The following is a 22,966-nucleotide window of genomic DNA, read 5'->3' on the forward strand; positions in this document are numbered from 1 at the left end:
TTGGTGTTGCCTCATCTACCGACTTAACGATAACTAAATCTGAAATTGGATTTGGGGTTGTTAAGGCATCATCCTCATTGTTACTTGGGTCTGGATCGTCTTCGGTTCCAGTGAGTGTTGCTGTGTTGGTATAATCTCCAGTAGCATTAACTGTACAAGTGATTTCTAAGCTTGTATCTGCTCCATCGGCTAAATTACCTATGGTCCAAATTCCTGTGGCTGTAGCATAATCTCCGGCTCCATTATCTGATACATAAGTATATCCAGTGGGAAGCTGATCACTAACTGATACGCCAGTTGCGGCACACGGTCCATTATTGTTTACTTTCAATGTGAAAATAACATTGTCTCCTACATTTGCGGCGGCATCATCAACTGTCTTTTCCATTACTAAATCTGCAATTGGGTTATGTATTGAGGCATCAAATTCAAAACTCGCTGAGGCTAAACTCTCACAACTCTCCGGTACTGGAGTAGTAGCGGTTACTGTATATATGTCTCCATCTGTGCCGCCGGTTATAACGCCGCCTGCTTGACTAATTCCATCGGAAGGGCTAAAGGTATATGATAATGCTGCGCTGTAATTCGTTATCGTTACGACTGCAGCTCCATCACAATCCGCTGCTGCTACCGTTACTGTCGGGGCATCTGGTGTTGCAAATTGTGCATCACTGTCAAAGGTGAAACTCGCTGAAGCTAAACTCTCACAACTCTCGGGTACTGCACTGTTAGCAGTTACTGTATATGTGTCTCCATCTGTGCCACCTGATACTAAGCCGCCTACTTGGCTTATTCCATCGGAAGGGCTAAAGGTATATGTTAATGCTGCGCTGTAATTCGTTATCGTTACTACTGCAGCTCCATCACAATCTGCTGCTGCTACTGTTACTGTTGGTACTGCAGGTAAGGCATTGACAATTAACTCCACTTCATCTGAAGTTAAATCTGTACAAACATTTGTTGTACTAGTAATAAGAACTCTATATTTTCTTCCTGAATGAGCTATTGGAGGTGCAGTTAAAGTTAAACTTTCTGTTGCAGTATTACTATATATTCCTCCATCAGATAAATTCGCCCAAGTTCCTGCTCCTATTTTTTCTTGCCATCTATAAACCAGTCCACCACCTGTTACATTTATTGTAAATGTTGCATTAATTCCAAAACAAATTGTACTGACACTGGCTGTTGGTTGAGTTGTAATCACACCTCCTGCGCCATAAGTAGTTACAGCTATATTTGTGCCATCATAAGCACCAGTTACTGGTAAGGTTCCAATAACTTTCCCTTGTGAATCAACTATTGTTGGTAAAACCCCAAGAATTCCATCATTATTTGGATCGGCATTTTCGGCTTCAAGAACATCATTACATAAATCTCCGTCACTATCCAAATCTAAATGATTAGGAATCCCATCACCATCAACATCGAAGGCATCAGGAATGCCATTATTATTGGCATCGGTATAATTAGTTGAAGAACCATCTCCTGTCCCATTGTCAACAGCATCGGCATAATTGAATATTCCATCACCATCTTCATCTCCAAAAGGATCTAATCCTGGATATTCATCTAAATCAAAAATCCCATCATTATCATCATCCAAATCATCTGCATCTAAAACATCATCATTATCTGAGTCTTTTGAATCTCTATAATCTACATCACCACCAGAGTTCACATCACTATCTTCATCAGGTAAAGTACTTGGGTCATTAATAGTTCCATTAGGATCAGTAACATCATCAGTTGTGTCAACAGCATCGTCTAATCCATCCAAATCACTATCTATTCCTAAAAGGGTGATACCAGCTTCAACAGTATCATACAATCCATCGTCATCTGAATCTACATCTAAGAAGTCAGGATTAAGAGTTCCAGTGCCATCTGTATTTGGTATTCCTGTTAAACCTAAAGACCCTGAACCATTACTCAATCCATTGGGAGTAGTATCATACACATTGTCCAATCCATCACCATCATTATCTAAACCACTTGGTGGTGTGTACCCAACTGTAGCTTGACCTTCAACATTATCAGGTATTCCATCATTATCACTATCTAAATCATATGAATTTGGAATTCCATCTAAATCAAAATCAAAATGATCATTTATATTATCAGAATTTACATCAATAAAATCTGGATAATCGGTGTCATTAAAATTAAAAAAGCCATCCCCATCATGATCCCCTGCGGGATCAACTCCAGGATAAAACGGAGATTCATTAATATCTAAAATCCCATCATTATCATCATCAATATCATCATTATTCTCGATGCCATCATCATCCCAATCTAAAGGGTCTGGACCGATTTCACAACCAAAACCATCATTAATACCTGATTTATTTGCCAATAACACCTTTACAGCTGAAACATTAGAAGCTGGCGCATTTAAGATATCGGTAATTTTATAAATGGAACCATTTCCATTATTAAAGAAATAAAAGTTTCCATTTCTATCTTGCCAAGTGGCTCCAAAACCACTACTAGTAGCTACACCGTCTAAAGAATTATCAAAAGAGATTGATTTATTTGTTACAGTAGCAGTACCATTATTAGAAGGGTCAGATATATTCATTACCCTAAGCGAGGTTCCGTTCACACCATATATCTCATCTCCAATTAAAGAATAATCAGCAGGAGCTCCTGACTGACTTGCAAAGGTTTTTTCGGTTACAGATACAGTTACGGGAACTGTTGGAGATAAACTTAAGCCCGTTATATCGAAAAGTACAACTTTAGTTCCATTTACAAAACCTACATTATCCTCATATGCAAACAAAGTATTATTGAAATTTTTAGAATTCCCTGTAATTTTAATATCACCCATATATTTATAGTTATCGGCAGGATCATATACACGAACTGTTGTACTACCAGCACTAGAATAAATCAACTGTGTGGTAGCATTATATGCCGAATTTGAAGCAGCATTATAGACTGATCCTTCTAATTCACCTACTTCAATATAGGTTTGTTGAAAAGCATTGTATCTAAATACTTTAGTTATTGTTTGGTTAACTCCATTAACCTGACCTATTGTTTGGTATAAAGTATTAACTGGTCCACAAACTACTTGAGCCTGCACTCCCTGTGAAAAACTTAAAAACAATAAACATAAAATGGTGAAAAACGAGGCGGTTCGTTTCAATTTTGATATCATAGCTTCAATTTTTTTAATAAATGTGCAATTTCAAAATAAACATTGTGGTTACTTGTGATTTATAAAAACTTAAACTCATTTAAATAAATACACATCGTTTGAATAGAAATAATAAATTGGTCGTAAAGAACAAGTCCCTTAATAAAGGTATGAAGAAATTTTAAGCCCTACAATTTATTAGCATCTTATTTTTAGCATTTAATTAACAAAATTAAGAAGTATGTCTTAAGTAGGCATGAAAAATGTTCTGAAATAGTCGATTAATGTTCTAAAATCAGAGAGTATTGAATTGAAAAATAGAAAAGATTTATGTATTCAATTATTTATGTGCTTGTTAAATGATTCTAAGTACTTTTCGCCAATTGGTAGGCTTTGATTATCAATAACAACATGACGTTTATTATAAGATTCAATATAGTCTTTATTAATAATATAAGACCTTTGAGTTCTAATGAAAGAACTTCCTAATTGTTTAATAATATCTTTCAAACACCCTCTAACTAAATGCTTCTTGCCATTAGAGAGAAAAATGCTCAAATAAACATGTTCACTTTTGATGTAAAATATACTATTCTGATCAATCTTCACAAAAGCTTGTTCTTGCTTAATAAATAAACTTTTTTGCTTAATTATCTGTGATTGATTCTCCCAATTGGGCTCCTGATTGGGCTCCTGATATTGACTAAAACAAATTTCAAGCGCGCTATACAAATCATGCATTTTAAAAGGTTTTGCCAGGTAAGCTGACGGTTTTGTTTTAACAGCCCTATCAATTAAGCTCGTACAGGTCTCGGAGGTTAAAAAAAGAAAAGGCTTTTGAATAGAATTTTGAATGATTTTGCCTAGTTCGATACCATCCTTCTCCCCTTGTAAATGAATATCAAGAAGAAATACATCTGCCACATTATCCTCAATAAGAGCAATTCCTTCCTCAAAAGTACTGGCAGGAGGAAGAGCCACATAACCATGCTTTTCCAACATGCGAACAATCATTTGAGCAATAATTTCATCATCTTCAATTATGGCTATTTTTTTCATCTCCATATACAATCACACTAAAATATACCTTCTTATAAGTATAGTATTTATAAAAACTATTTTATTTCCTTTTTTTTCAACTTTCAAAATTAATCTTTCCAAGTCAAATTCCTAGTAATTCATTGGATGATTTGTGGTTTAAGTTTCTTGAGATACAAGACAGTCACTATTCATCATATACTCATTTATTCATCTGCTTAATTTCTTAGCTCAGTACAGCGATATAAATACATGTTCATTAAGCATTTTCTCCATTAATTCTTGTAACCTGATAACTTTTAGAACTTCAAACCCTCTGCCGTTGGATTTCCAATTTAAAGGTTGGTTGGCTAATTCACTAAAGATATAAATCGGCATTCATTGTTCATGCTTCTCTATAACAGAAACAATTTGTGTTTCTGAATATCTTGACTTTTGCATTATAAATATTTACAGATAAATATTAACACTAATTCTAACGTATTTTGGTGGATTTATAAAACCTCAATTAAAATGGCCGAAGTTTGGGGAACCATACCTTTCTAATTGATTTTGAAGTATATATATACTTCAAATTACGCATGCTTAGATCTTATCTAAATAGAAATATTCTGAGATTACAATCTGGAATTTACATGAGCTTAAATATGCAATCGAAAGTGTATTCTCAACTTCTGATTAAAAGTGTACTCCTATATTTTTCTAATCATTTCTGTATCAGATGGCATAAAATCACATATCAATGAACATTAGAAAACTACCGAAGCACTTTGGTTATAAAAGCTCCATCGTTTGTTCATTTCACCATTTTTTCCAAGGAATAGTTTTAACTTTGTAGACTAAAGCATTCCTATTATGAAAGTGAATCCAGAATTAGACTTAGCTTGGCAATTTGTAGAAAATACCAATCGTAATATTTATCTGACCGGTAAAGCTGGAACTGGGAAAACCACTTTCCTCCACCAAATAAAAGCCAAAACCAATAAACGAATGGTGGTGGTAGCTCCAACGGGTGTAGCTGCTATTAATGCCAAAGGCGTAACCATACACTCTTTCTTCCAAATGCCATTCGGACCCATCCTACCCAATCAACTCTATGCTGGCCCCGGAAATAAAAACACTAAAAATACAGGAGTTCAAAAGTTCAACAAGAAAAAAATAGATATTATTCGCTCTCTCGACCTCCTCATTATTGATGAAGTGAGTATGGTGAGAGCAGATTTATTGGATGGAATTGATCAAGTTTTAAGACGATTTAAGAATGGCTCTGAAGTATTTGGTGGAGTACAGGTTTTAATGATTGGAGATTTGCAACAATTGGCCCCCGTCGTAAAAAACGATGAATGGAGTTTACTAAAAGATTATTACGACAATGCTTTCTTTTTTAGCAGCCGAGCTTTTCAAGAAGCCAATGCTATTAGTATAGAATTAAAACATATATATCGACAAGAAAACCAAGATTTCATTTCCATCCTCAATCAAATTAGAAATAATAATATTGATGAGCAATCCTTAAAAAGATTGAATCAACAATACAATCCCAATTTTGTGCCTAAAAATGAGGAGGGTTATATTACACTAACTACCCATAACAGAAGAGCCAAGCATATGAATGATGCTGAGCTGAAGCAATTGAGCAAAACAAGTCGATTTTATGATGCTGAAATTGAAGGAGATTTCCCTGAATATGCTTTCCCCAATGATGAAGAATTAGAGTTAAAAGTAGGTGCACAAGTGATGTTTATCAAGAATGACAGCAGTCCTGATAAGCAATTTTTTAATGGAAAGATTGGCACCATTACCTATATGGATAAAGACGGACTTAATGTGCAATGTCCAGGTGATGCTGAAGAAATTACTGTAGAGCGAGAAAGCTGGCATAATATCAAATATTCTATAGACTCCAAAAACGAAATCAAAGAAGACATCATTGGTGTTTTCACTCAAATTCCTTTACGTTTAGCTTGGTCTATCACTATCCACAAAAGCCAAGGATTAACTTTTGAAAAAGCCATTATAGATGCTGAAGCCTCTTTTGCACACGGACAAACTTATGTGGCTTTGAGTAGATGTAAAACACTGGAAGGAATCGTTTTAAAAAGCCCAATCAATCAGCAAGGAATTATACAGGACAATAGAGTGATTCATTTTTCTCAAGAAGTAGAAAGCCAACAACCCGATCATCAGAAACTCAATGATTCCAAGAAAGAATACCAACTCTACCTACTCGAACAACTATTCAGCTTTAAACAAATTCAATACTTCCTCAATAAATGTCAGAAGGCACATTATAATAGTGGTGGCAGCCTATTGGGGAATTTAGACGGTCCTCTAAAAAAAATGAGAGAGGAAGGCACTCAGGAACTCATTAAGATTGGCGGAGGATTTTCCAATCAATTAAGAACTATGAGCGAAGGGGTCACAGAAGTGGAACAAGTAAACGAGATTCAAGAGCGTATCAAAAAAGCCGTAGCTTACTTTCTTACACATATTGATATTCACATTAGTTCACCACTATCCGAACTCTCCTACTCTAGCGATAATAAAGCCATACTTAAAGACTTTAAAAAAGACTTAAAAGAATTAGAAGACTTGGTAGAACAGAAAATATTTTGCCTTAAAGGTTGTATCAATGGCTTTGAAACGCAGAATTATTTGAAGCTTCGGGCCGATTCTATTTTCCAAAAGAAGGTCGTTTCCAGAGTAAAAGAAAGTCGCCCAGCGGATGATTTAAGCGCCCATCCAGATCTGTTTAAAACCTTGAAGAAATACCGCAACACCATGGCTACTGATGAAGATATTGAACATTTTCAGGTCTTCACTCAGAAATCACTATTTGGCATGTGCGAATCTTTACCCACAACTTTAAACGAGCTGAAAAAGGTACACGGAATAGGCAAAGCTAAAATTAATAAATATGGTGATGATTTGGTGGATATTATCCGAGAATATTGCATACAGATTGGTAAAGAATTTTCTACTGAAGAAAAATTAGAGCTTGTAGAAAAGCCTAAAAAGAAATCCAAAAAACCCACCAAAGAAATCAGTCTCGAAATGTTTCAAAGTGGCATGACCGTAAATGAAATAGCCAAAGAGCGGGGATTGGTAACTACCACCATCGAAGGACACTTGATACAATATTTACCGACAGGAGAAATTACTGTAGAAGATTTGGTTGACGAAAAAATCATAAATGAAATCATCAGGACTATCAACGATATGGAGTTTAAAAGCTTAACAGAATTAAGAAAAGCATTAAATGACCAATATAGCTATAGCCAGTTAAGACTGGCTTTGATGAAAAAGGGCATGGAGGAGCCTTTATAAGCTTTTACTCTTCCAAATTAACATAATAAGCGCCTTTGGTTAATATTTGACCCTTAATCTGAGGCGTTTTGATTTCGGTAAATTCATCATTTGACTCCCCTATTTTTACTTCTGTTTTCTTGAAATAATATCGCATTTCATCTTCTTTTTCCAACACTACAACGTAATATTTATTTTCAGCTTTCAAAACTGCCTCATGGTCAATAGCGAAAAGATTGATATTATTATAAAACAGTTCGAGCATTACTTTACTCCCTGGAATTAAAGACTCTTCGCCCATTATACTGGCCTGACATACCACACCTTGTAATTCTGAATTCATAGATTGCCCCACTGAAATCACTTTAGCCTCATAATCTTTAGTTCGATCGACTGAAGTGAAAAAATGTAAATGTTGACCGACTTCTATATTGCTTGCAAAATCGGCATAAATCACAAACTCCAATAAGGCATTTTTTCCATTTACAATATGCATGAGTACATTCTGTGGCTCAACATACTCGCCAATTTGAGAATTGATTTGCTGTATTTGACCTTCAATGGGAGCGTAAATATTGAAGTAATTCTGTATTTTTCCACCATTCAGCAATTCCTTAGAAAGCTGCATATTCTCAAGCTGTGCCCTACTGGCATCTACTTCCGCTAAAAGGATTTCATATACTGACTCTGCTTCTAAAAAGGCTTTTTCAGAAGAAATATTTTCTTCAAACAACTGCTTTTGTCTCAAATAATTTGATTTGACAGGCTTTAGTTGCGCCAATGCAACAAGGTAATTCTTCTGTAATTCAATAAATTCATTGCTCTCTACAGTACACAATACTTGCCCTTTTTCTACATTTTGATTCAAAACCACTTTTACATCATTTATTTTACCAGAAATAGATGTGTTTACCATGGCTGAAGATTGATAGTTTGTAATAATCTTTCCTGTGGTTTGATAGGTTTTTGAGAAGTTTTGCGCTTTCATGGTTTCCAACTTCATATGCTCGGCCTCAAAGGCCTGCTTTTCTATGACAATCCATTCCTCAATGGTAGTTTCACCTTGAGCCTCCTCCTCTATAACGGTGTTATTTTGACAGGAAATAAAAAATAGGGAAATGATAATATTCCAATAGATCGCATTATATGTCTTGATTTTCATTCTTTATAAGTTTAAATACTTTAATTCAACCATAGCATTTTGCTTTTGCCACAAACTATTCAAATAATCTAATTGTATTTGCACAGCTGTTTCTAAACTGATAATATATTGATAGATACCTATCTCACCAGTACTTCTGAAAGTCTGAGTGGCTTGCATCAATTCTTCATACATGGGTTTGGCAAATAGTCTATAGTTCTCAATATACTCGTCTTGCTTTTGTAACTCCAATTGCCATTCATTTTTAGTAGAAGTCATTATTTTTTTCAGATTCTGGTATCTCTCCTCCTCTATTTCAATTCCTATTTTTCCTGATTTTATTCTGGATCTTTGTTCACCAAAAAATATAGGAATCCCCAACCCAACAGTATATCCATTGTAATTTTTTGAATTTTCAAATTGATTACTCCCATTATAATACCCTAAATTGATACTGGGCAATAGGGTGTTTTTATTCCATGATAATTCTGCTTTCTTAATGGCTATATTTTGTTCGAACATTAGCTGATAAGGATTGCTTATTGTAAAAACATCAATAATAACCTCATCTAAACCTATTTGAGTAAATAGCAAAATTGTGTCTGTATTACATAATTGCTTCAAACTCTCTTTGCATTTGGCCAAATCAAAATCCAACTCCTTAAGCATTAATAATAACTCATTTTTACGAGCTTGTGCATTTAATTTCTCCAAAGCACTTACTCCTCCTAACTCATACTCTTTTTCTATTGACTTTACAAAATGACTAAATATACTATCCACATAGTTTAAATATTCAGATTTGTTTAAATGATATTGCAACTCAATATACTTCAATGAAACTTCTCGTGACAATCTACTTTTCTCAATCTCATATTGGGTTTGTACCAGCTCTGTATTTAGTTTATTCACTTTCTTTCCTATAAAATACAAAGTAGGAAATAGAAAACTCTGCTCAATACCAAAAACATTTAGAGGATGCCCATTATCCGCCATATTATTCTGATCAAAATCATAATAAATATTGGTAGGGTCAATTGAAAAAGCACTAGGCTCCATAGCCTCAGCTTCCTCCACTCCCAATTGAGCAGCTTTAAGTCCAGCATTGTTTTCATAAGTCATAGATAATAATTCATCTAGACTATTAATCTGAACTTGTGCAAAAATCTGATTGGTCAATAGGAAGAAAGCTCCAAATATTACAATTGAATTTCTAATTAATTTAGGAGGAAATAATTTCACTGTTTTCACATCATGAAATACCGAGAAAAGAAGAGGAAGTAGAATCATGGTTAACAAGGTTGCTGTCACCAAGCCCCCAATCACAACTGTAGCCAATGGCCTTTGAACTTCCGCTCCAGAAGAGGTGGAGATAGCCATGGGCAAAAAACCCAATGCTGCTGCAGCTGCTGTTAACAGGACAGGTCTCAACCTTTCTTTAGTAGCCTTAAAAATCAATTCTTTAATATCCTTAATCCCAGATTCTTTTAAATGCTTTAGATGCTCCAATAAGACGATTCCATTTAACACGGCAACCCCAAAAAGAGCAATAAATCCAATTCCTGCCGAAACACTAAAAGGCATATCTCTAATCCAGAGCAGTAAAACACCTCCAACCGCAGAAAGAGGAACTGCAGAAAATATCATAATGGCTTCTTTAAAAGATTTGAATGCAAAATGAAGAAAGATAAAGATTAAAATCAATGCTATGGGAACTGCTACCATTAAGCGGTTGGTGGCATTCTTCAAATTCTCAAACTGTCCACCATACTGAACATAATAACCGGAGTCTAGTTTAAGCTTAGTACTTAAAATTCCTTCCACATCTTTAACTACGGATTCTAAATCACGATTTCTCACATTTACACTGACCACTACCCTTCTCTGTGTATTTTCACGCGATATTTTTGCTGGAGCTGTGGTATGATAAATCTTAGCTACTTGGGAAAGTGGAATCAATCCTCCATCGGGTAAACCAATTTTCAACTGCCTGATATTTTCGATGTTTTGCCTGAATTTTTTATCTAACCTAACGACTAAATCAAACCTTCTTTCCCCTTCAAATACTTTTCCAGCCACAGCACCACCAAAAGCACTAGATAGTTGCTGGTTGAGCTCTTCTATGGTTAAGCCATAATGAGAAACCATATTTCTTTTATAATCTACCACCATTTGAGGAAGGCCTGCTGTTTTTTCAACTATTACATCAGCTGCACCTGGAACATCTACAATCAAAGACTTGATTTCCAAAGCTTTTTGATTTAAGTAATCCAAATCTTCACCAAAAAGCTTAATGGCTAAATCGGCTCGTACTCCTGTTATCAACTCATTGAACCTCATCTCAATGGGCTGAGTAAATTCATAATCTATCCCTGGGATAATCATCAACTCCTCCTTGAAAAGGTTGGCCAGCTCTTCTTTTGAGGAGGCCTTAACCCATTGCTTTCGAGGATTTAGCTTAATAATCATGTCTATTTCTTCCATGGACATAGGGTCGGTTGGAACTTCTGCTGCACCAATTCTACACACAATTTGATCCACTTCATCCGGGAACTTAGTTAAAATAATATCCTCCATTTTAGTGGTCAACTCAATGGTTTTAGATAATGAAGTTCCGGTTTTTAATACAGGTTGAATCACAAAATCGCCTTCATCTAAAGTGGGAACAAATTCACCTCCCATTTGTGAAAATAGGTAGCCTGTCAATAGGAGAGATAAAATGGCCATAGCAAAAACTACATTTTTAAATTTATATGCCAGTTTAAGAACTGGTGCATAGGAGGCATAAAGCCATTTCATGATGGTGGCAGTCCATTTATTCTCTTTTTTTTCTGCTTTTAAAAACATGGCTGATGCAGCAGGAATCCATGTTAATCCAAATATCATAGCACCAATAATGGCAAAGCTAAAAGCAGAAGCCATCGGACGGAACATTTTGCCTTCTACTCCTTCAAGTACAAAGACAGGAATCAATACAATAAGAATAATCACTTGCCCAAAAATAGCTGAATTGATCATTTTAGAGGAGCCCTCGAAAGTAATTTTATCTTTAAGAATTTTAGCCTCTGATTTCGGCAAACCAGCCAACTCCTTGCCCGCCATACTAATTCGAAGCGCTACAAATTCCACAATAATAACTGCTCCGTCTATAATAATACCAAAGTCTAAAGCCCCTAAGCTCATCAGGTTGGCATCAATTCCCATTAAATACATCATACTGATGGTAAAAAGTAAGGAAAGTGGAATGATTGATGCAATAACTAAAGCAGACCTCATATTCCCTAACAAAAGAACCACAATCAATATCACAATGATACATCCCAAAAGCAAATTCTCAATGATGGTAAAAGAAGTCTTACCTATCAACTCACTTCTTTCTAATACAGGATTGATAAAAACACCTTCTGGTAATGATTTTTGTACTTCCGCCACACGTTGGATTACTGCATCAATCACTTCTTTTGAATTGGCATCTTTGAGCATCATGATTTGTCCCATCACTTTTTCACCTTCAGCATTGGCGGTAATGGCGCCAAACCTATTGGCATAACCAAATTTCACTTCTGCAATGTCTCCCAATAAAATAGGGTAACCATCAGTGGTTTTCATTCTGATTTTTTCGAGCTCAGTGTTAGAATCGATCATTCCGTTACCACGAATGAAATAGGTAAAGTTTTCTTTTTCAATATAGGCTCCACCTGCCAAACTGTTGTTGGCTTTAATGGCATTATAAATATCGAGTAAAGTAATCCCATAGGATGTTATTTTTTCTGGATCAATAGCAATTTCGTATTGTTTTAAGAAACCTCCCCAGGTGTTTACTTCAACTACTCCCTGAATACCTGTTAATTGTCTTTTTACTACCCAATCCTGTATGGTCCGAAGCTCCATAGGCGAATACTTATCTTTAAATTCGGGTTCAACGTCTAGAATATACTGGTAAATCTCACCTAGACCTGTAGAAATAGGTCCCATTTCTGGAGTTCCAAATCCTTCTGGTATATTTTCAGACGCCGCTTTTAGTTTTCAGAAATTAATTGGCGTGGAAGATAAGTTCCCATATCCTCATCAAAAACAATAGTAACTACCGACAAACCAAACTTTGATATGGATCGAATCTCCTGAACACCAGGCAAATTACCCATTTCTAATTCAACAGGATATGTAATAAATTGTTCCACATCCTGTGTAGATAAATTTTCGGAAACAGTGATCACTTGTACTTGATTATTAGTGATATCTGGAACTGCTCCAACTGGAATATTAAGGACAGAATAAACACCAAAAGCTGCGATACTTAAAGTAAAAAGTATCACCATCAGTTTATTCTTGATGCTAAAATTGATGATTTGATTAATCATTTCTTAGTTTTTAAGAAGAATATAATTTGGTTATGGGTTCTCAACTATATCTAAACCTGAAAAAATCACAATATTTTAGCAGGAAAAAATAATAAAATGAGAATACACAAAGATAGTAACAAAGTCCCCATTATCAAAGCCATACCATATGAAAGAATTCTCCAGATTTCAACATTACTAAATATGGTATTTCAAGTCTCAAATATTATTCTTTTCTTTGAATAATAAAATCAAATCACATGAAAAAAATATTTCTTACAAGTATTATAATTATTTCTTCCTATGTTCTTTTTGCACAAATAGGAGGTGTATCAAACTCAAAATTAGCATCTCTAAATGCGACTACTATTGACCACCATATTGTTGAATTTGAACCTAGTGTTAGTCATATCATTTCTCATAAAGTCTGGAATAATGAGGGGCAATTACAAGATTTATATGGTAGCTCTGATAGTGTTTTTAAAAGTACTGGACTTGGATTTAGGTTTACTTATGGTTTATGGGACAAGGTAGAAATTGGGGGAAGTATTTCAACCGATTTAGCCATGACAGGCCTTGGAGTGAAATATAATTTCTGGGGAAATGATAAAATGGATATTGCAGCCGTGGCAGGAGCAAATATTCCTTTGGGAAATAAAACTATTGATAATACGATAAAATTATCCGACAATCTCACATCAGTGGGTGGTGGATTTATTTACTCTGCTTATTTTAATGAGAAATTCACTCTAGATGCAGCTGCTCAATACTTATTTTTTGCTGAGAAAACTGAGGATGAGCATAAAGGAAGTTTGTACTTAAATACTGATGTGGGCTATTATGTATTTGACCAAAATTTGCAGCTCATTGTAGGAGCAGGATATCAAAATTCATCCTTTAATCAGCTCAATAGCAACACGGTGAGTGTTTACCCTGGAATTACTGTTGAAACAGGTAAAAGATATGTTCTAATTCTCCAAGCTCCTTTTGATATTGCAGGGAAGAATGCTCGTAAGAATTTTGGCATTTCTTTTTCTTTAACAATATCTATAGATTAATTACTCGTTAATCTAATCAGCTCTTCAGCGATATCTTCCAAAAGAAATACCTTTTCTGCAGCTATCTTTTTTTGAGCCGATCGTGGCATCTCAGGAGACTCTGCTGATTCAGGATCTTGAATCACACAGGTTCCTCCACATGCATTAATGAGATCCATACCATAGGATCCATCTTGATTTGCACCTGTTAATATAACGGCTATCAAGTTTTCTTTTTCTTCAAAAGCCGCTGATTCGAAGAACACATCTATTGAGGGCCGGCTATAATTCACCTTCTGATCTGCATTCAGTATAACTCTACCTTCTTCTAATAAAGCGTGATAATTAGGTGGGGCATAATAAACACGGCCTGGCAAAAGTAATTCCATATGATTCGCTTCTTTTACTTTTAAACTAGAGTGTGAATTCAAAAAATCAATAAAAAACATATTCATAAAAGAATTCATATGTTGAATCACAACAATAGGAGCCGCAAAATTCTTTGGAAGGCGAGATACTACCTGTCGTACTGCATTTATACCCCCAGCGGAAGCACCAATAATCACCAGCTTTTGATATTTTTTCTTTTCGTCTAGCATTATTTTTTCTGATAGATTTTATGATTCTGGTGAATGGTTCTGAATTGAGGATAGCTATCCATAAATCTTAAGGATTCCTTTGCACCGAGGCATAATAACCCTTCAGAATCTAGGCTATTAGTTAATATATCTATCACTTGATTTTGTAATTCCTTTTCAAAATAAATCAGAACATTACGACACAAAATCAAATCAAATGAACCAAAATGATGCTCATCCATTAGATTTTGTGTAGCAAAAGTTATTTTCTTAAGAAATTGTTCTTTTAGATGATATTTATCGTCTTTAAAATCGAAAAACTTATAGAAATCAATATTGAAATTTGTAGCTCCAAGGTTTTTCAAATACTCTTTAATATAGGTTGTATCTAAAACTCCTTTAGAGGCTTTCTCAACAATTTGCATATTAAAGTCAGTTGCTACAATACGCTCATAAGGAATTTTAAAATGCTCCATCATCATTAATATAGAATAAGCTTCTTCTCCAGATGCACAGGCAGAAATCCATATATTCAATGGCTTTTGCTCGGGCACCTGAACTAAAAACTGATGCAAACTCTCGTAAAATAATGGATCGCGAAACAACTCTGTAACATTAATAGAAAGATCTTCGAACAAAGCATCAAAGGCTGCTTTATTCTTTATAACATCCTCTTTCATTTCAGTAAAACTGCTATATTTTGCAAAGGTCAATCTATGGCGAAACCTTCTCTTCAAATGAGCTTTCCCGTATCTCCTAAAATCAATCCCATAAGTTTTGAAAATTTTTTCCAAAAAAGATTCTAAAACTTCGTCACTTATTTCTAATATATGATTACTCATCTTGCGCTAATTATTAATTACTCTTTCTAAATCTGGTCTTTTAAATGGCTTACTGATGTATGCATCCATTCCTGCATCGAAACATATCTGATCGTCACCTTTTAAGGCATTGGCAGTCATTGCTGTAATCTTTATGGGATCCAGATTATTTTCCTTTTCATATTCTCTAATTTTTATAGTGGCTTTTAGGCCATCTAAAACAGGCATTTGGATGTCCATTAAAATCATATCAAATTCGCCATCGATATATTTTTGGAATGCAATTTCTCCATTATCAGCTACGGTCACGTTATGCCCCCATGCTTCCAAATTATATACTGCTACTTTCTGATTAATCATATTATCTTCTGCCAATAAGATCCGTAATTTTGGAACATTAGAATCTTCTGGTTTATTAGCATCCTTTTCTTCAATCACATCCACTTCATGACTAATACCGAAAACCACCTCTTCAATAGTATTATATAAGCTCAAGCGTTTTAATGGCTTATTCATATAGGCTGAAATTTCCAATACTTTTTTATCGTCACTACTCACCACATTCTGCTGAGCAGTCAATAACACAAACTTGGTTTTCAAGTTTATAAACTTGCTCTGCAATTCTTTAATAAACTGAGTCCCATTCATTTCAGGCATTTGGTAATCCACAAATATCACGTCAAAAGGATTCATATTCTTTTCATATTCAGCAACAAGCTCTATACCTTGCTTTGTACCAAATGCACTTACTACTTTTGCTTCTTTGGCATCCAAATATTTAGCAAATATCATTTGAGAAGGCTCATGATTATCAACTATCATAATATTTAGATCCTGATAATTTCTATCTTCAATTTGCTTTTGTTGTATTTGATCCTTATCAATATTAAAGGAAGCAGTAAAATAAAAAGTACTTCCTTCTCCAGCTACACTTTCAACACCGAAAGCCCCATTCATCTTTTCAATTAGTTTTTTTGAAATAACTAAACCAAGACCAGTTCCTCCAAACTTTCGGGTTGTAGAAGCATCCACTTGAGTAAAGCTCTTGAATAGTTTCTTCTGGCCTTCTTCTGAAATACCAATGCCTGTATCCACCACTTTAAACATCAAATGAGCTTTATTGTTCGTTACCTTTTGTAACTCACAACTGATAGTAATAGCTCCACTTTCTGTAAACTTTACTGCATTATTAGCAAGGTTCATAATGACTTGTTGCAATCTCACAGGGTCACCTATTAATGAAAGTGGAATCTCATTATCTATATAAGTATAAATCTCATCGTTTTGCTCCGCTGCTTTAAACTGTAATACATCAGCCGTATCTTCAATAATGGTTTTGATACTAAATGGAATACGTTCCATTTCAATTTTTCCAGCTTCAATTTTGGAGAAGTCTAAAATGTCATTAATAATGGTCAAAAGGTTATTTGCGGAGGTGGAAATGAGTTTAATATATCCTTGTTGTTCCACATTCAACTTGGTTTGTGACATGATATCTGAAATTCCGATAACCCCATTCATGGGAGTTCGGATTTCGTGAGACATGTTAGCCAAGAACATTGATTTAGCTTTGGTAGCTGCATTGGCCTTTTCAACAGCAATTTCGAGCTGTTTTTGCGCCTCTTTACGCTTCACATTCTCATTCTCCAAAGCATCTTTTTGCTTTTTAAGCTCCTCTTCACTCTTCATCAAACTTTGAGCTTGTAACTCCAATTCTTCATTAGTCACCTGTAATTCTTCTTGTTGAACCTGTAGGTTTTCTTCGGATACTTGTAAAGATTGAGCTTGCTTTTCAAGAGTTTCATTAGTTACCCGTAACTCTTCTGTTTGAACTTGTATCTGCTCGAGCAAGGACTGAGTTTCTAACCTAGACTGTGTCATAGATAGTGAAATGGCCAGGCTTTCTTTCAAAACACCTGTTAGCTCTAATTCATTTTGTTTAAACTTTTCAAAAGATGCCAATTCTACTAATCCTATAAGCTGATCATTCAATTGCAGAGGAATTAAAACGATTTGAATTGGTTTTGCTTGACCAATGGAGGTCTTCATTTGATAGAAATCAACTGGAATATTATTGATCAGTTGAATCTTATTCATTTTCTCGGCGGATTGTCCTACAATTCCACTTCCCAGCCTTACAGTATTCATCTCAAAAGAACCCTCTACACCAATAGTAGCTTGGGGCTTTAATGTTTTACTAAAAGAGTCGTAGATATAAAAAGCGCCGAGAGGGGCGTGTAAAAATATAGATACTGAATTTAAGGCTTTGGCTGAGAAATCTTTAATATTGGTAGCAAATCTTGTTTTATCAAACAAATCATTCTCCGCTTCCCTAATACTCATTTGATGTCGATTAGAACTTTCCAATTCGAGTAGTTTTTGGGCCATTTTATTAAAACTAATCGCTAATTGATCTTTTTGAGATTTCACTCTAACTTTTACATTGTATTTACCATTTTCAATCTCTTTAACTTGCTTAATCAACTCATAATTGCTATTAGTTAAGATATTAAGAATTCGTGCGGTTTTGGCTATTTCATCCCTACCACTTACTCTAATTGGTTTTGGAGTAATCCCTTTACTGAGTTGGTTTAATGAATAAATAATTCTACCTAAACTCTTCCTATAGAATAAGGTGTAAACAAAAAGCAATACTATTGACAATAATAAAGCGAAACTAAATCTACTTAGCATTAAACTAAATAGGATATCCATCTCATCTTTTACAAAACTATTATAAGGAAGCATGATTCCTATATAATAATTGAATAATGGATGATAAGTGTAATAAATCATGACATCGTCACCCAAAGAAGAGTCTTTTAATCGCAACCTGACAATCGATTCATTTTCTACTTGGCCATCACTTCTATTCATTAGATAATTAGATATCAAACTGTTATACAGAAGCAACTGTTTTTTATCATTTGAAGTTTTAATATTCATGCCTTCAAGCTGAGGATGCATGAGCATCTGCCCTTCAAACTTGTTATTATCTGACATGATAAAGGCATAACCATCTTTTAGAAAACGATCGCCTTTAAGTTTCTTACTTACCGTTTTCAACTCCGATTCTTTCTCTCCAACATATAATATGCCTTGAATTTTTCCATCAACGTAAATAGGCTCATAAGCTGTAGTATACCAATCATCTACAACAAATGCCCTACCATTAAAAACCTTTCCTTTTTCAATGGTTTTAATCACTTCTGAAGAGTTTGGAATAAAAGTACCGACCGCCCTTTTCTTACCAAGAGTATAGACATTAGTGGAAATTCTTAAATAACCCTCCTCTATTTTTTGGAAAATAGTAACAGTAGAAGGACCTAGATCCCTAATTTTATCTACAATAAAATAATTGTTTTGAATTGGAATTCCATCCAAAGTCCAAGCATCTACCATAACAACAGTGGTATCTTTAGTGATTTGATTAACCGCTTGATATTGAATTTTGTTTTTAGAATCAACTTTTATTTTCCCAGAATAGTTCCTATAAAATAAAAGGTGAGCAATTTTTATATTGTCCTTCACCTCAACTTGCATATCCTTATAGGCCAAGTCAAACTCACCTACCATACTACTCACATGGTGGTATAGATAATCATCGTTATGTCTTGTGATTAACTCCTTTTGGTGCTTATAAACAATATACCCAGTTATGGAGAAAACTAGAAATAGTAAAAAAGCTATAAATAAAAATAGCTGAATGGTTATTGAAAATCTCTTTAATAAATTCATGTTCGATGTTTTGTGGCTATTCAAATATAATGAATATTTATGAACTTTCCATCCTAAGGTTTGGATTTTATCTCAATATGAATTTTACAATATGAATTAGTGAATATCTTTTGCACCCTTTAGTGCTAGAAATTATTATTTATTCGACATTTGCCAAAAATTTTTAATATGATTGAAATTATAGGATATTTAGGCTCTTTGCTCGTTGCAATGGCCATGATTTTCAACTCTATTGTTCGCCTTCGTTGGTTTAGCTTGTTTGGAAGCACCTTATTTACCATTTATGGCTTTACTATAGGTGCTTATCCTGTTGGAGTTTTAAATGGCTTTATCGCATTAACCAATATTTATTATCTAATAAAAATGTACTCTACAAAAGAGTATTTTAGAACTTTAGAAATTAAAGCCAATAATTATTATTTAAAAGAATTTCTGGACTTCAATTTATCTGACATCCAAAAATTCTTCCCTGATTTCGAAATTAAAAATCATGATATCTCATTATTAGTATTGAGAAATATGCAGGTTGCGGGTGTATTCTTAGCCGATAAAAAAGGGGACGAAATCCATATCAAATTAGACTATGTCACCCCAAGTTATAGAGATTTTAAATTAGGGAAATATTTCTACCAACAGGAACAGTTTAAAAAAGAAGGTTTTAAAACTTTCAAAATAGGAAGCTATAGTAAAAAGCATAATCAGTATCTTAAAAAACTTGGTTTTGAGCTAGACAGCAGTAAAAAAACAAGTACTTTTATCAAGCCGATATAATTAATTCCTGCAAATTATAAAACACTTGATAATGAAGCAATATCAAAACTCATCATTAAAGAATCTTCATACTTTTCACACAGAAGTATCCGCTAAAAAAGTCACTATTTTTCAAACTGAAGAAGAGGCTGTGGAGTATTTCAAACAAAATTCTAAATGCACTAAAAGATTAGTAATTGGAGAAGGAAGTAATTTGCTTTTCGTAAAAGATTTTGAAGGTGAATTATTAAAAATTGAAAACAAAGGTTTTGAAATTATTGAAACCAGAGCTCAATGGGTTTGGGTGAAAGCTGCGGCAGGTGAAAACTGGGACGATTTTGTGGCTTGGGCGGTAAAAAATGGTTTTGGAGGAGTTGAAAACCTCTCCTATATACCAGGAACAGTTGGAGCCTCGCCAGTGCAGAATATTGGAGCTTATGGAGTGGAAGTTCAAAATGTTTTTAATAGCCTAGAAGCAATAGATTTAAATAATGGACATAGGGTCAATTTCTATTTACATGAACTGGAGTTCGATTATCGATATAGTATTTTTAAAGGGCCACTAAAGAACAAATTCTTAGTGACATCAGTTGTTTTTAAACTCGACCGATACCCAAAAGTGAAACTGGACTATGGAAACCTCAGGGAGGAGGCTCTGAAAACAAGTAATAAGTCTTATGCAGATATTAAAAACGTAAGACAAGCTGTTATCAATATTAGAAAAAGTAAGTTACCTGAGCACAATGAGATTGGAAATGCAGGGAGTTTTTTCAAAAATCCAATTATCTGTAATAAAGAATTCGATTCTATTAAAGCATTGTATCCAAATATTGCGCATTATCCTTTAGAGAATGAGCAAACAAAGATTGCGGCAGCTTGGTTAATTGAAAATGCAGGTTTAAAAGGGTATACTATTGGTGATGCTGGAGTTCACCCTAATCATGCTTTGATAATAATAAACAAGGATAAGGCTACAGGTATAGAAATAGCAGAGCTTTCAAATCACATACAAAAGACAGTTTTTACAAAGTTCAAGGTACAATTAGAGCCAGAAGTGATAATCCTCTAGCTCTAGAATTCTTTTGTCAATCTTTTATTTAGAACCCTACACTTACCCCAACACTATAGAAAGGAGCCCAATCTGAATATGGTGAATTTCTATCCTGTAATACATCAAATAATATTTGACCATAAGCAAAAGTATTACGACCTATTCTTTGTGCAAACCCTCCTCCAAGGAAAATAAAAGGAACACCCTGTCTGTATTTTTCATTGTTTAATCTTGAGAGTTCGTAATTGATATAACTAAATTCGGCATGCAGATAAGCCATAGGTACAAAGCGAAACCTACTAAAAACACTACCCCCATAATTACTATAACTCTGACGACCATAACCATAATAATCGTAGCTGTTATATTCATACAAACCCGTAACACCAGTTGTAAGCTTAGGAGTGAGTTTATATCCTAACAATGGATTTATTCTAACCGAAGTAACAGAACCAAAACTAAACCCCAAACTACCTCCAATAATCACTTTATTCATTTTAAATGAAGACTTTTCCTTAGGTTTCTCTGCTTTATTTTTAGGCTGAACTTGGTGTTGACTCGCTTGCTCATGCTGAGCAGGCTCATCTTTTACAAGAGTATCAGACTGTTGAGCCAGTACTGACAAACCAAAAGTAGCTAGTAAAATAATTATTAATAAGTTCTTCATAATATGTGGAATTAATAGATTTATTTTTCTAATTCTCTTTGTAAGATATCTTCAACCTCTTCAGTACATGAACCACAACCAGACATGGCTCCTGTTATATCCTCTATATCTTGCAGGGTCACTGCATCCTGTTTCTCTATAGCGTGAACGATTTCATGCTCGCTAACGCTCATACAATTGCAAATGATATTGTCTTCCATATTTTTTTAATTTTCGGCAAAGTTAATCATTTAGAACAATTCTAAAAGGATAATCCTTTAGACAAAAACAATTCTAAAACATCACTTACCTTCAAATCTTTACTGGGAATAATGTGCTTTGCTTGCTCATAAAAAGGATTTCTTTTTTTTAATAAAGCATCCACAAAACCGGGAAGTTCTTCATCAACTAACTCTGCAATTAGAGGTCGACCAGCTTTCCCTTGTTTTAAGCGACTGGCCAAAAAAGCACTATCTGCATATAGAAAAAGTGTCTCGCCTAGCTGATTCATTAAACTCATATTATCATGATAACATGCCAAACCACCACCTGTACTAATTACACCATTCTCAAGTTTACCAATCTTTTTTAGATGAGAATGTTCTTGAATACGAAACTCTTCCTCTCCCCATATATCAAACAGTTCGCTAATGGTCTTTCCTTCTTCACTTTCGATGGTTTCATCAATATCAATAAAATCATAATCCAGCTGACGAGCTAGTTTTTTTCCTAAGCTCGTCTTACCGCTCCCCATCATTCCAATTATAAAAATCAACATATAACAAAATTAGGAATTAATCTTTAGTTTAAAAAACCAAAAACAAGCAATTTTACTTTTCAAACCAGATATGATAAAGTATTAATAGCTAGCGGATAAAAGCAATATATTTTGTCTTAAAACACTTGGATTTCAGAAATATTTTGTAAATTTGCAGCCCGAAAGAGATATCAAATATCTATTTCGCTTATAATCAATACATTAAAATAATAATTTAAAATTTAACACGATGTTAAAACAGTACGAAACCGTTTTCATTATGACTCCCGTTTTATCTGAAGAACAGATGAAGGAAGCGGTAAACAAGTATCGTGACTTACTAAAAAGCCTAGGAGCTGATGTAGTACACGAAGAAAAATGGGGCTTGAAAAAGTTAGCCTATCCTATTCAAAAGAAATCAACAGGTTTCTATCACCTTTTCGAATATGTAGTAGAAGGTTCTCAAATTCGCGAATTCGAAATTGCTACAAAGCGCGACGAGAAAATGTTAAGATTCTTAACTGTATCTCTCGACAAACATGCTATTGCATATAATGAGAAGAAAAGAGCTCAGAAAAAAGAAAAGGCAACTGAAGCAGCTAGCTAAATTTTATTAAT

General features: G+C 34.4%; 15 protein-coding genes and 1 pseudogene. 5 read left to right on the forward strand and 11 right to left on the reverse strand.

Going from position 1 to position 22,966, the window contains the following annotated elements; genetic code table 11:
- A partial coding sequence (locus HNS40_RS12820) for a DUF11 domain-containing protein (protein WP_172281409.1) occupies window positions 1-3,166 on the reverse strand: 3,166 nt, incomplete at its 3' end.
- A gap of 315 nt (window positions 3,167-3,481) precedes the next feature.
- A complete protein-coding gene (locus HNS40_RS12825) occupies window positions 3,482-4,210 on the reverse strand; it encodes a LytTR family DNA-binding domain-containing protein (protein ID WP_172281411.1) in 729 nt (242 codons plus the stop codon).
- An 828-nt stretch (window positions 4,211-5,038) separates the two neighbouring features.
- Between HNS40_RS12825 and HNS40_RS23595 the strand changes: the two genes are divergently transcribed.
- On the forward strand, window positions 5,039-7,510 hold the full coding sequence (locus tag HNS40_RS23595) for a helix-turn-helix domain-containing protein (RefSeq protein WP_172281413.1): 2,472 nt from the start codon (window positions 5,039-5,041) through the stop codon (window positions 7,508-7,510).
- Between the two features lie 4 nt (window positions 7,511-7,514).
- Here the strand turns inward: HNS40_RS23595 and HNS40_RS12835 are convergent, their stop codons facing one another.
- The 3 genes and pseudogenes from HNS40_RS12835 to HNS40_RS23605 all read right to left on the reverse strand — a co-directional run.
- The gene (locus tag HNS40_RS12835) at window positions 7,515-8,651 is read right to left on the reverse strand and encodes an efflux RND transporter periplasmic adaptor subunit (RefSeq protein ID WP_172281415.1); all 1,137 of its coding nucleotides are present in this window, start codon (window positions 8,649-8,651) and stop codon (window positions 7,515-7,517) included.
- Window positions 8,652-8,654: 3 nt separating this feature from the next.
- Window positions 8,655-9,920: a TolC family protein gene (locus HNS40_RS23600; protein WP_305847160.1), complete on the reverse strand. Its 1,266-nt coding sequence runs from the start codon at window positions 9,918-9,920 to the stop codon at window positions 8,655-8,657.
- A gap of 18 nt (window positions 9,921-9,938) precedes the next feature.
- Window positions 9,939-12,991: pseudogene (locus tag HNS40_RS23605) on the reverse strand (efflux RND transporter permease subunit); the annotation flags it as partial.
- Window positions 12,992-13,230: 239 nt separating this feature from the next.
- On the opposite strand from HNS40_RS23605, the gene HNS40_RS12845 reads away from it, so the two are divergent.
- Window positions 13,231-14,028 (forward strand): transporter, encoded by a 798-nt coding sequence (locus HNS40_RS12845; protein WP_172281417.1) that lies wholly within the window; start codon window positions 13,231-13,233, stop codon window positions 14,026-14,028.
- Here HNS40_RS12845 and HNS40_RS12850 read toward each other — a convergent pair.
- The 3 genes from HNS40_RS12850 to HNS40_RS12860 are packed head-to-tail and all read right to left on the reverse strand — an operon-like array spanning window position 14,025 to window position 19,144.
- Window positions 14,025-14,606, reverse strand: a complete 582-nt coding sequence (locus tag HNS40_RS12850; RefSeq protein WP_172281419.1) for a chemotaxis protein CheB — start codon at window positions 14,604-14,606, stop codon at window positions 14,025-14,027. The two genes, HNS40_RS12845 and HNS40_RS12850, sit on opposite strands and share 4 nt — an antisense overlap.
- A complete protein-coding gene (locus HNS40_RS12855) occupies window positions 14,606-15,427 on the reverse strand; it encodes a protein-glutamate O-methyltransferase CheR (RefSeq protein ID WP_172281421.1) in 822 nt (273 codons plus the stop codon). Before HNS40_RS12855 ends, HNS40_RS12850 begins: the two co-directional genes overlap by 1 nt.
- 6 nt (window positions 15,428-15,433) lie before the next feature.
- Entirely contained in the window at window positions 15,434-19,144 is a 3,711-nt protein-coding gene (locus HNS40_RS12860; RefSeq protein WP_172281423.1) for a Cache 3/Cache 2 fusion domain-containing protein, read from the reverse strand.
- A 168-nt stretch (window positions 19,145-19,312) separates the two neighbouring features.
- Here HNS40_RS12860 and HNS40_RS12865 point away from each other — a divergent pair, with 168 nt between their 5' ends.
- Together HNS40_RS12865 and murB are read left to right on the forward strand one after the other, a co-directional pair.
- The gene (locus tag HNS40_RS12865; protein ID WP_172281425.1) at window positions 19,313-19,915 is read left to right on the forward strand and encodes a hypothetical protein; all 603 of its coding nucleotides are present in this window, start codon (window positions 19,313-19,315) and stop codon (window positions 19,913-19,915) included.
- A 31-nt stretch (window positions 19,916-19,946) separates the two neighbouring features.
- The gene (gene murB, locus HNS40_RS12870; RefSeq protein ID WP_172281427.1) at window positions 19,947-20,963 is read left to right on the forward strand and encodes a UDP-N-acetylmuramate dehydrogenase; all 1,017 of its coding nucleotides are present in this window, start codon (window positions 19,947-19,949) and stop codon (window positions 20,961-20,963) included.
- A 28-nt stretch (window positions 20,964-20,991) separates the two neighbouring features.
- On the opposite strand, the gene HNS40_RS12875 is transcribed toward murB, so the two are convergent.
- Genes HNS40_RS12875 through HNS40_RS12885 form a run of 3 tightly spaced genes read right to left on the reverse strand, consistent with a single transcriptional unit; the run spans window position 20,992 to window position 22,369 of the window.
- A complete protein-coding gene (locus tag HNS40_RS12875; RefSeq protein ID WP_172281429.1) occupies window positions 20,992-21,612 on the reverse strand; it encodes a hypothetical protein in 621 nt (206 codons plus the stop codon).
- Between the two features lie 20 nt (window positions 21,613-21,632).
- Window positions 21,633-21,812, reverse strand: coding sequence for a (2Fe-2S)-binding protein (locus HNS40_RS12880; protein WP_256367542.1), 180 nt, complete (start codon window positions 21,810-21,812; stop codon window positions 21,633-21,635).
- Between the two features lie 41 nt (window positions 21,813-21,853).
- Window positions 21,854-22,369: a shikimate kinase gene (locus HNS40_RS12885; protein ID WP_172281433.1), complete on the reverse strand. Its 516-nt coding sequence runs from the start codon at window positions 22,367-22,369 to the stop codon at window positions 21,854-21,856.
- A gap of 229 nt (window positions 22,370-22,598) precedes the next feature.
- Here HNS40_RS12885 and rpsF point away from each other — a divergent pair, with 229 nt between their 5' ends.
- Window positions 22,599-22,955, forward strand: a complete 357-nt coding sequence (rpsF, locus tag HNS40_RS12890; RefSeq protein ID WP_172281436.1) for a 30S ribosomal protein S6 — start codon at window positions 22,599-22,601, stop codon at window positions 22,953-22,955.
- Window positions 22,956-22,966 lie beyond the last annotated feature (11 nt).

The organism is Lentimicrobium sp. S6, assembly GCF_013166635.1.
Taxonomy (GTDB): Bacteria; Bacteroidota; Bacteroidia; order Bacteroidales; family UBA12170; genus UBA12170.

Excerpts from the sequence above, each read along its gene's own strand:
- HNS40_RS12825 (WP_172281411.1), bottom strand. The coding sequence starts at position 4,210 with ATGGAGATGAAAAAAATAGCCATAATTGAAGATGATGAAATTATTGCT.
- HNS40_RS23595 (WP_172281413.1), top strand. The coding sequence starts at position 5,039 with ATGAAAGTGAATCCAGAATTAGACTTAGCTTGGCAATTTGTAGAAAAT.
- HNS40_RS12835 (WP_172281415.1), bottom strand. The coding sequence starts at position 8,651 with ATGAAAATCAAGACATATAATGCGATCTATTGGAATATTATCATTTCC.
- HNS40_RS23600 (WP_305847160.1), bottom strand. The coding sequence starts at position 9,920 with ATGATTCTACTTCCTCTTCTTTTCTCGGTATTTCATGATGTGAAAACA.
- HNS40_RS12845 (WP_172281417.1), top strand. The coding sequence starts at position 13,231 with ATGAAAAAAATATTTCTTACAAGTATTATAATTATTTCTTCCTATGTT.
- HNS40_RS12850 (WP_172281419.1), bottom strand. The coding sequence starts at position 14,606 with ATGCTAGACGAAAAGAAAAAATATCAAAAGCTGGTGATTATTGGTGCT.
- HNS40_RS12855 (WP_172281421.1), bottom strand. The coding sequence starts at position 15,427 with ATGAGTAATCATATATTAGAAATAAGTGACGAAGTTTTAGAATCTTTT.
- HNS40_RS12860 (WP_172281423.1), bottom strand. The coding sequence starts at position 19,144 with ATGAATTTATTAAAGAGATTTTCAATAACCATTCAGCTATTTTTATTT.
- HNS40_RS12865 (WP_172281425.1), top strand. The coding sequence starts at position 19,313 with ATGATTGAAATTATAGGATATTTAGGCTCTTTGCTCGTTGCAATGGCC.
- murB (WP_172281427.1), top strand. The coding sequence starts at position 19,947 with ATGAAGCAATATCAAAACTCATCATTAAAGAATCTTCATACTTTTCAC.
- HNS40_RS12875 (WP_172281429.1), bottom strand. The coding sequence starts at position 21,612 with ATGAAGAACTTATTAATAATTATTTTACTAGCTACTTTTGGTTTGTCA.
- HNS40_RS12880 (WP_256367542.1), bottom strand. The coding sequence starts at position 21,812 with ATGGAAGACAATATCATTTGCAATTGTATGAGCGTTAGCGAGCATGAA.
- HNS40_RS12885 (WP_172281433.1), bottom strand. The coding sequence starts at position 22,369 with ATGTTGATTTTTATAATTGGAATGATGGGGAGCGGTAAGACGAGCTTA.
- rpsF (WP_172281436.1), top strand. The coding sequence starts at position 22,599 with ATGTTAAAACAGTACGAAACCGTTTTCATTATGACTCCCGTTTTATCT.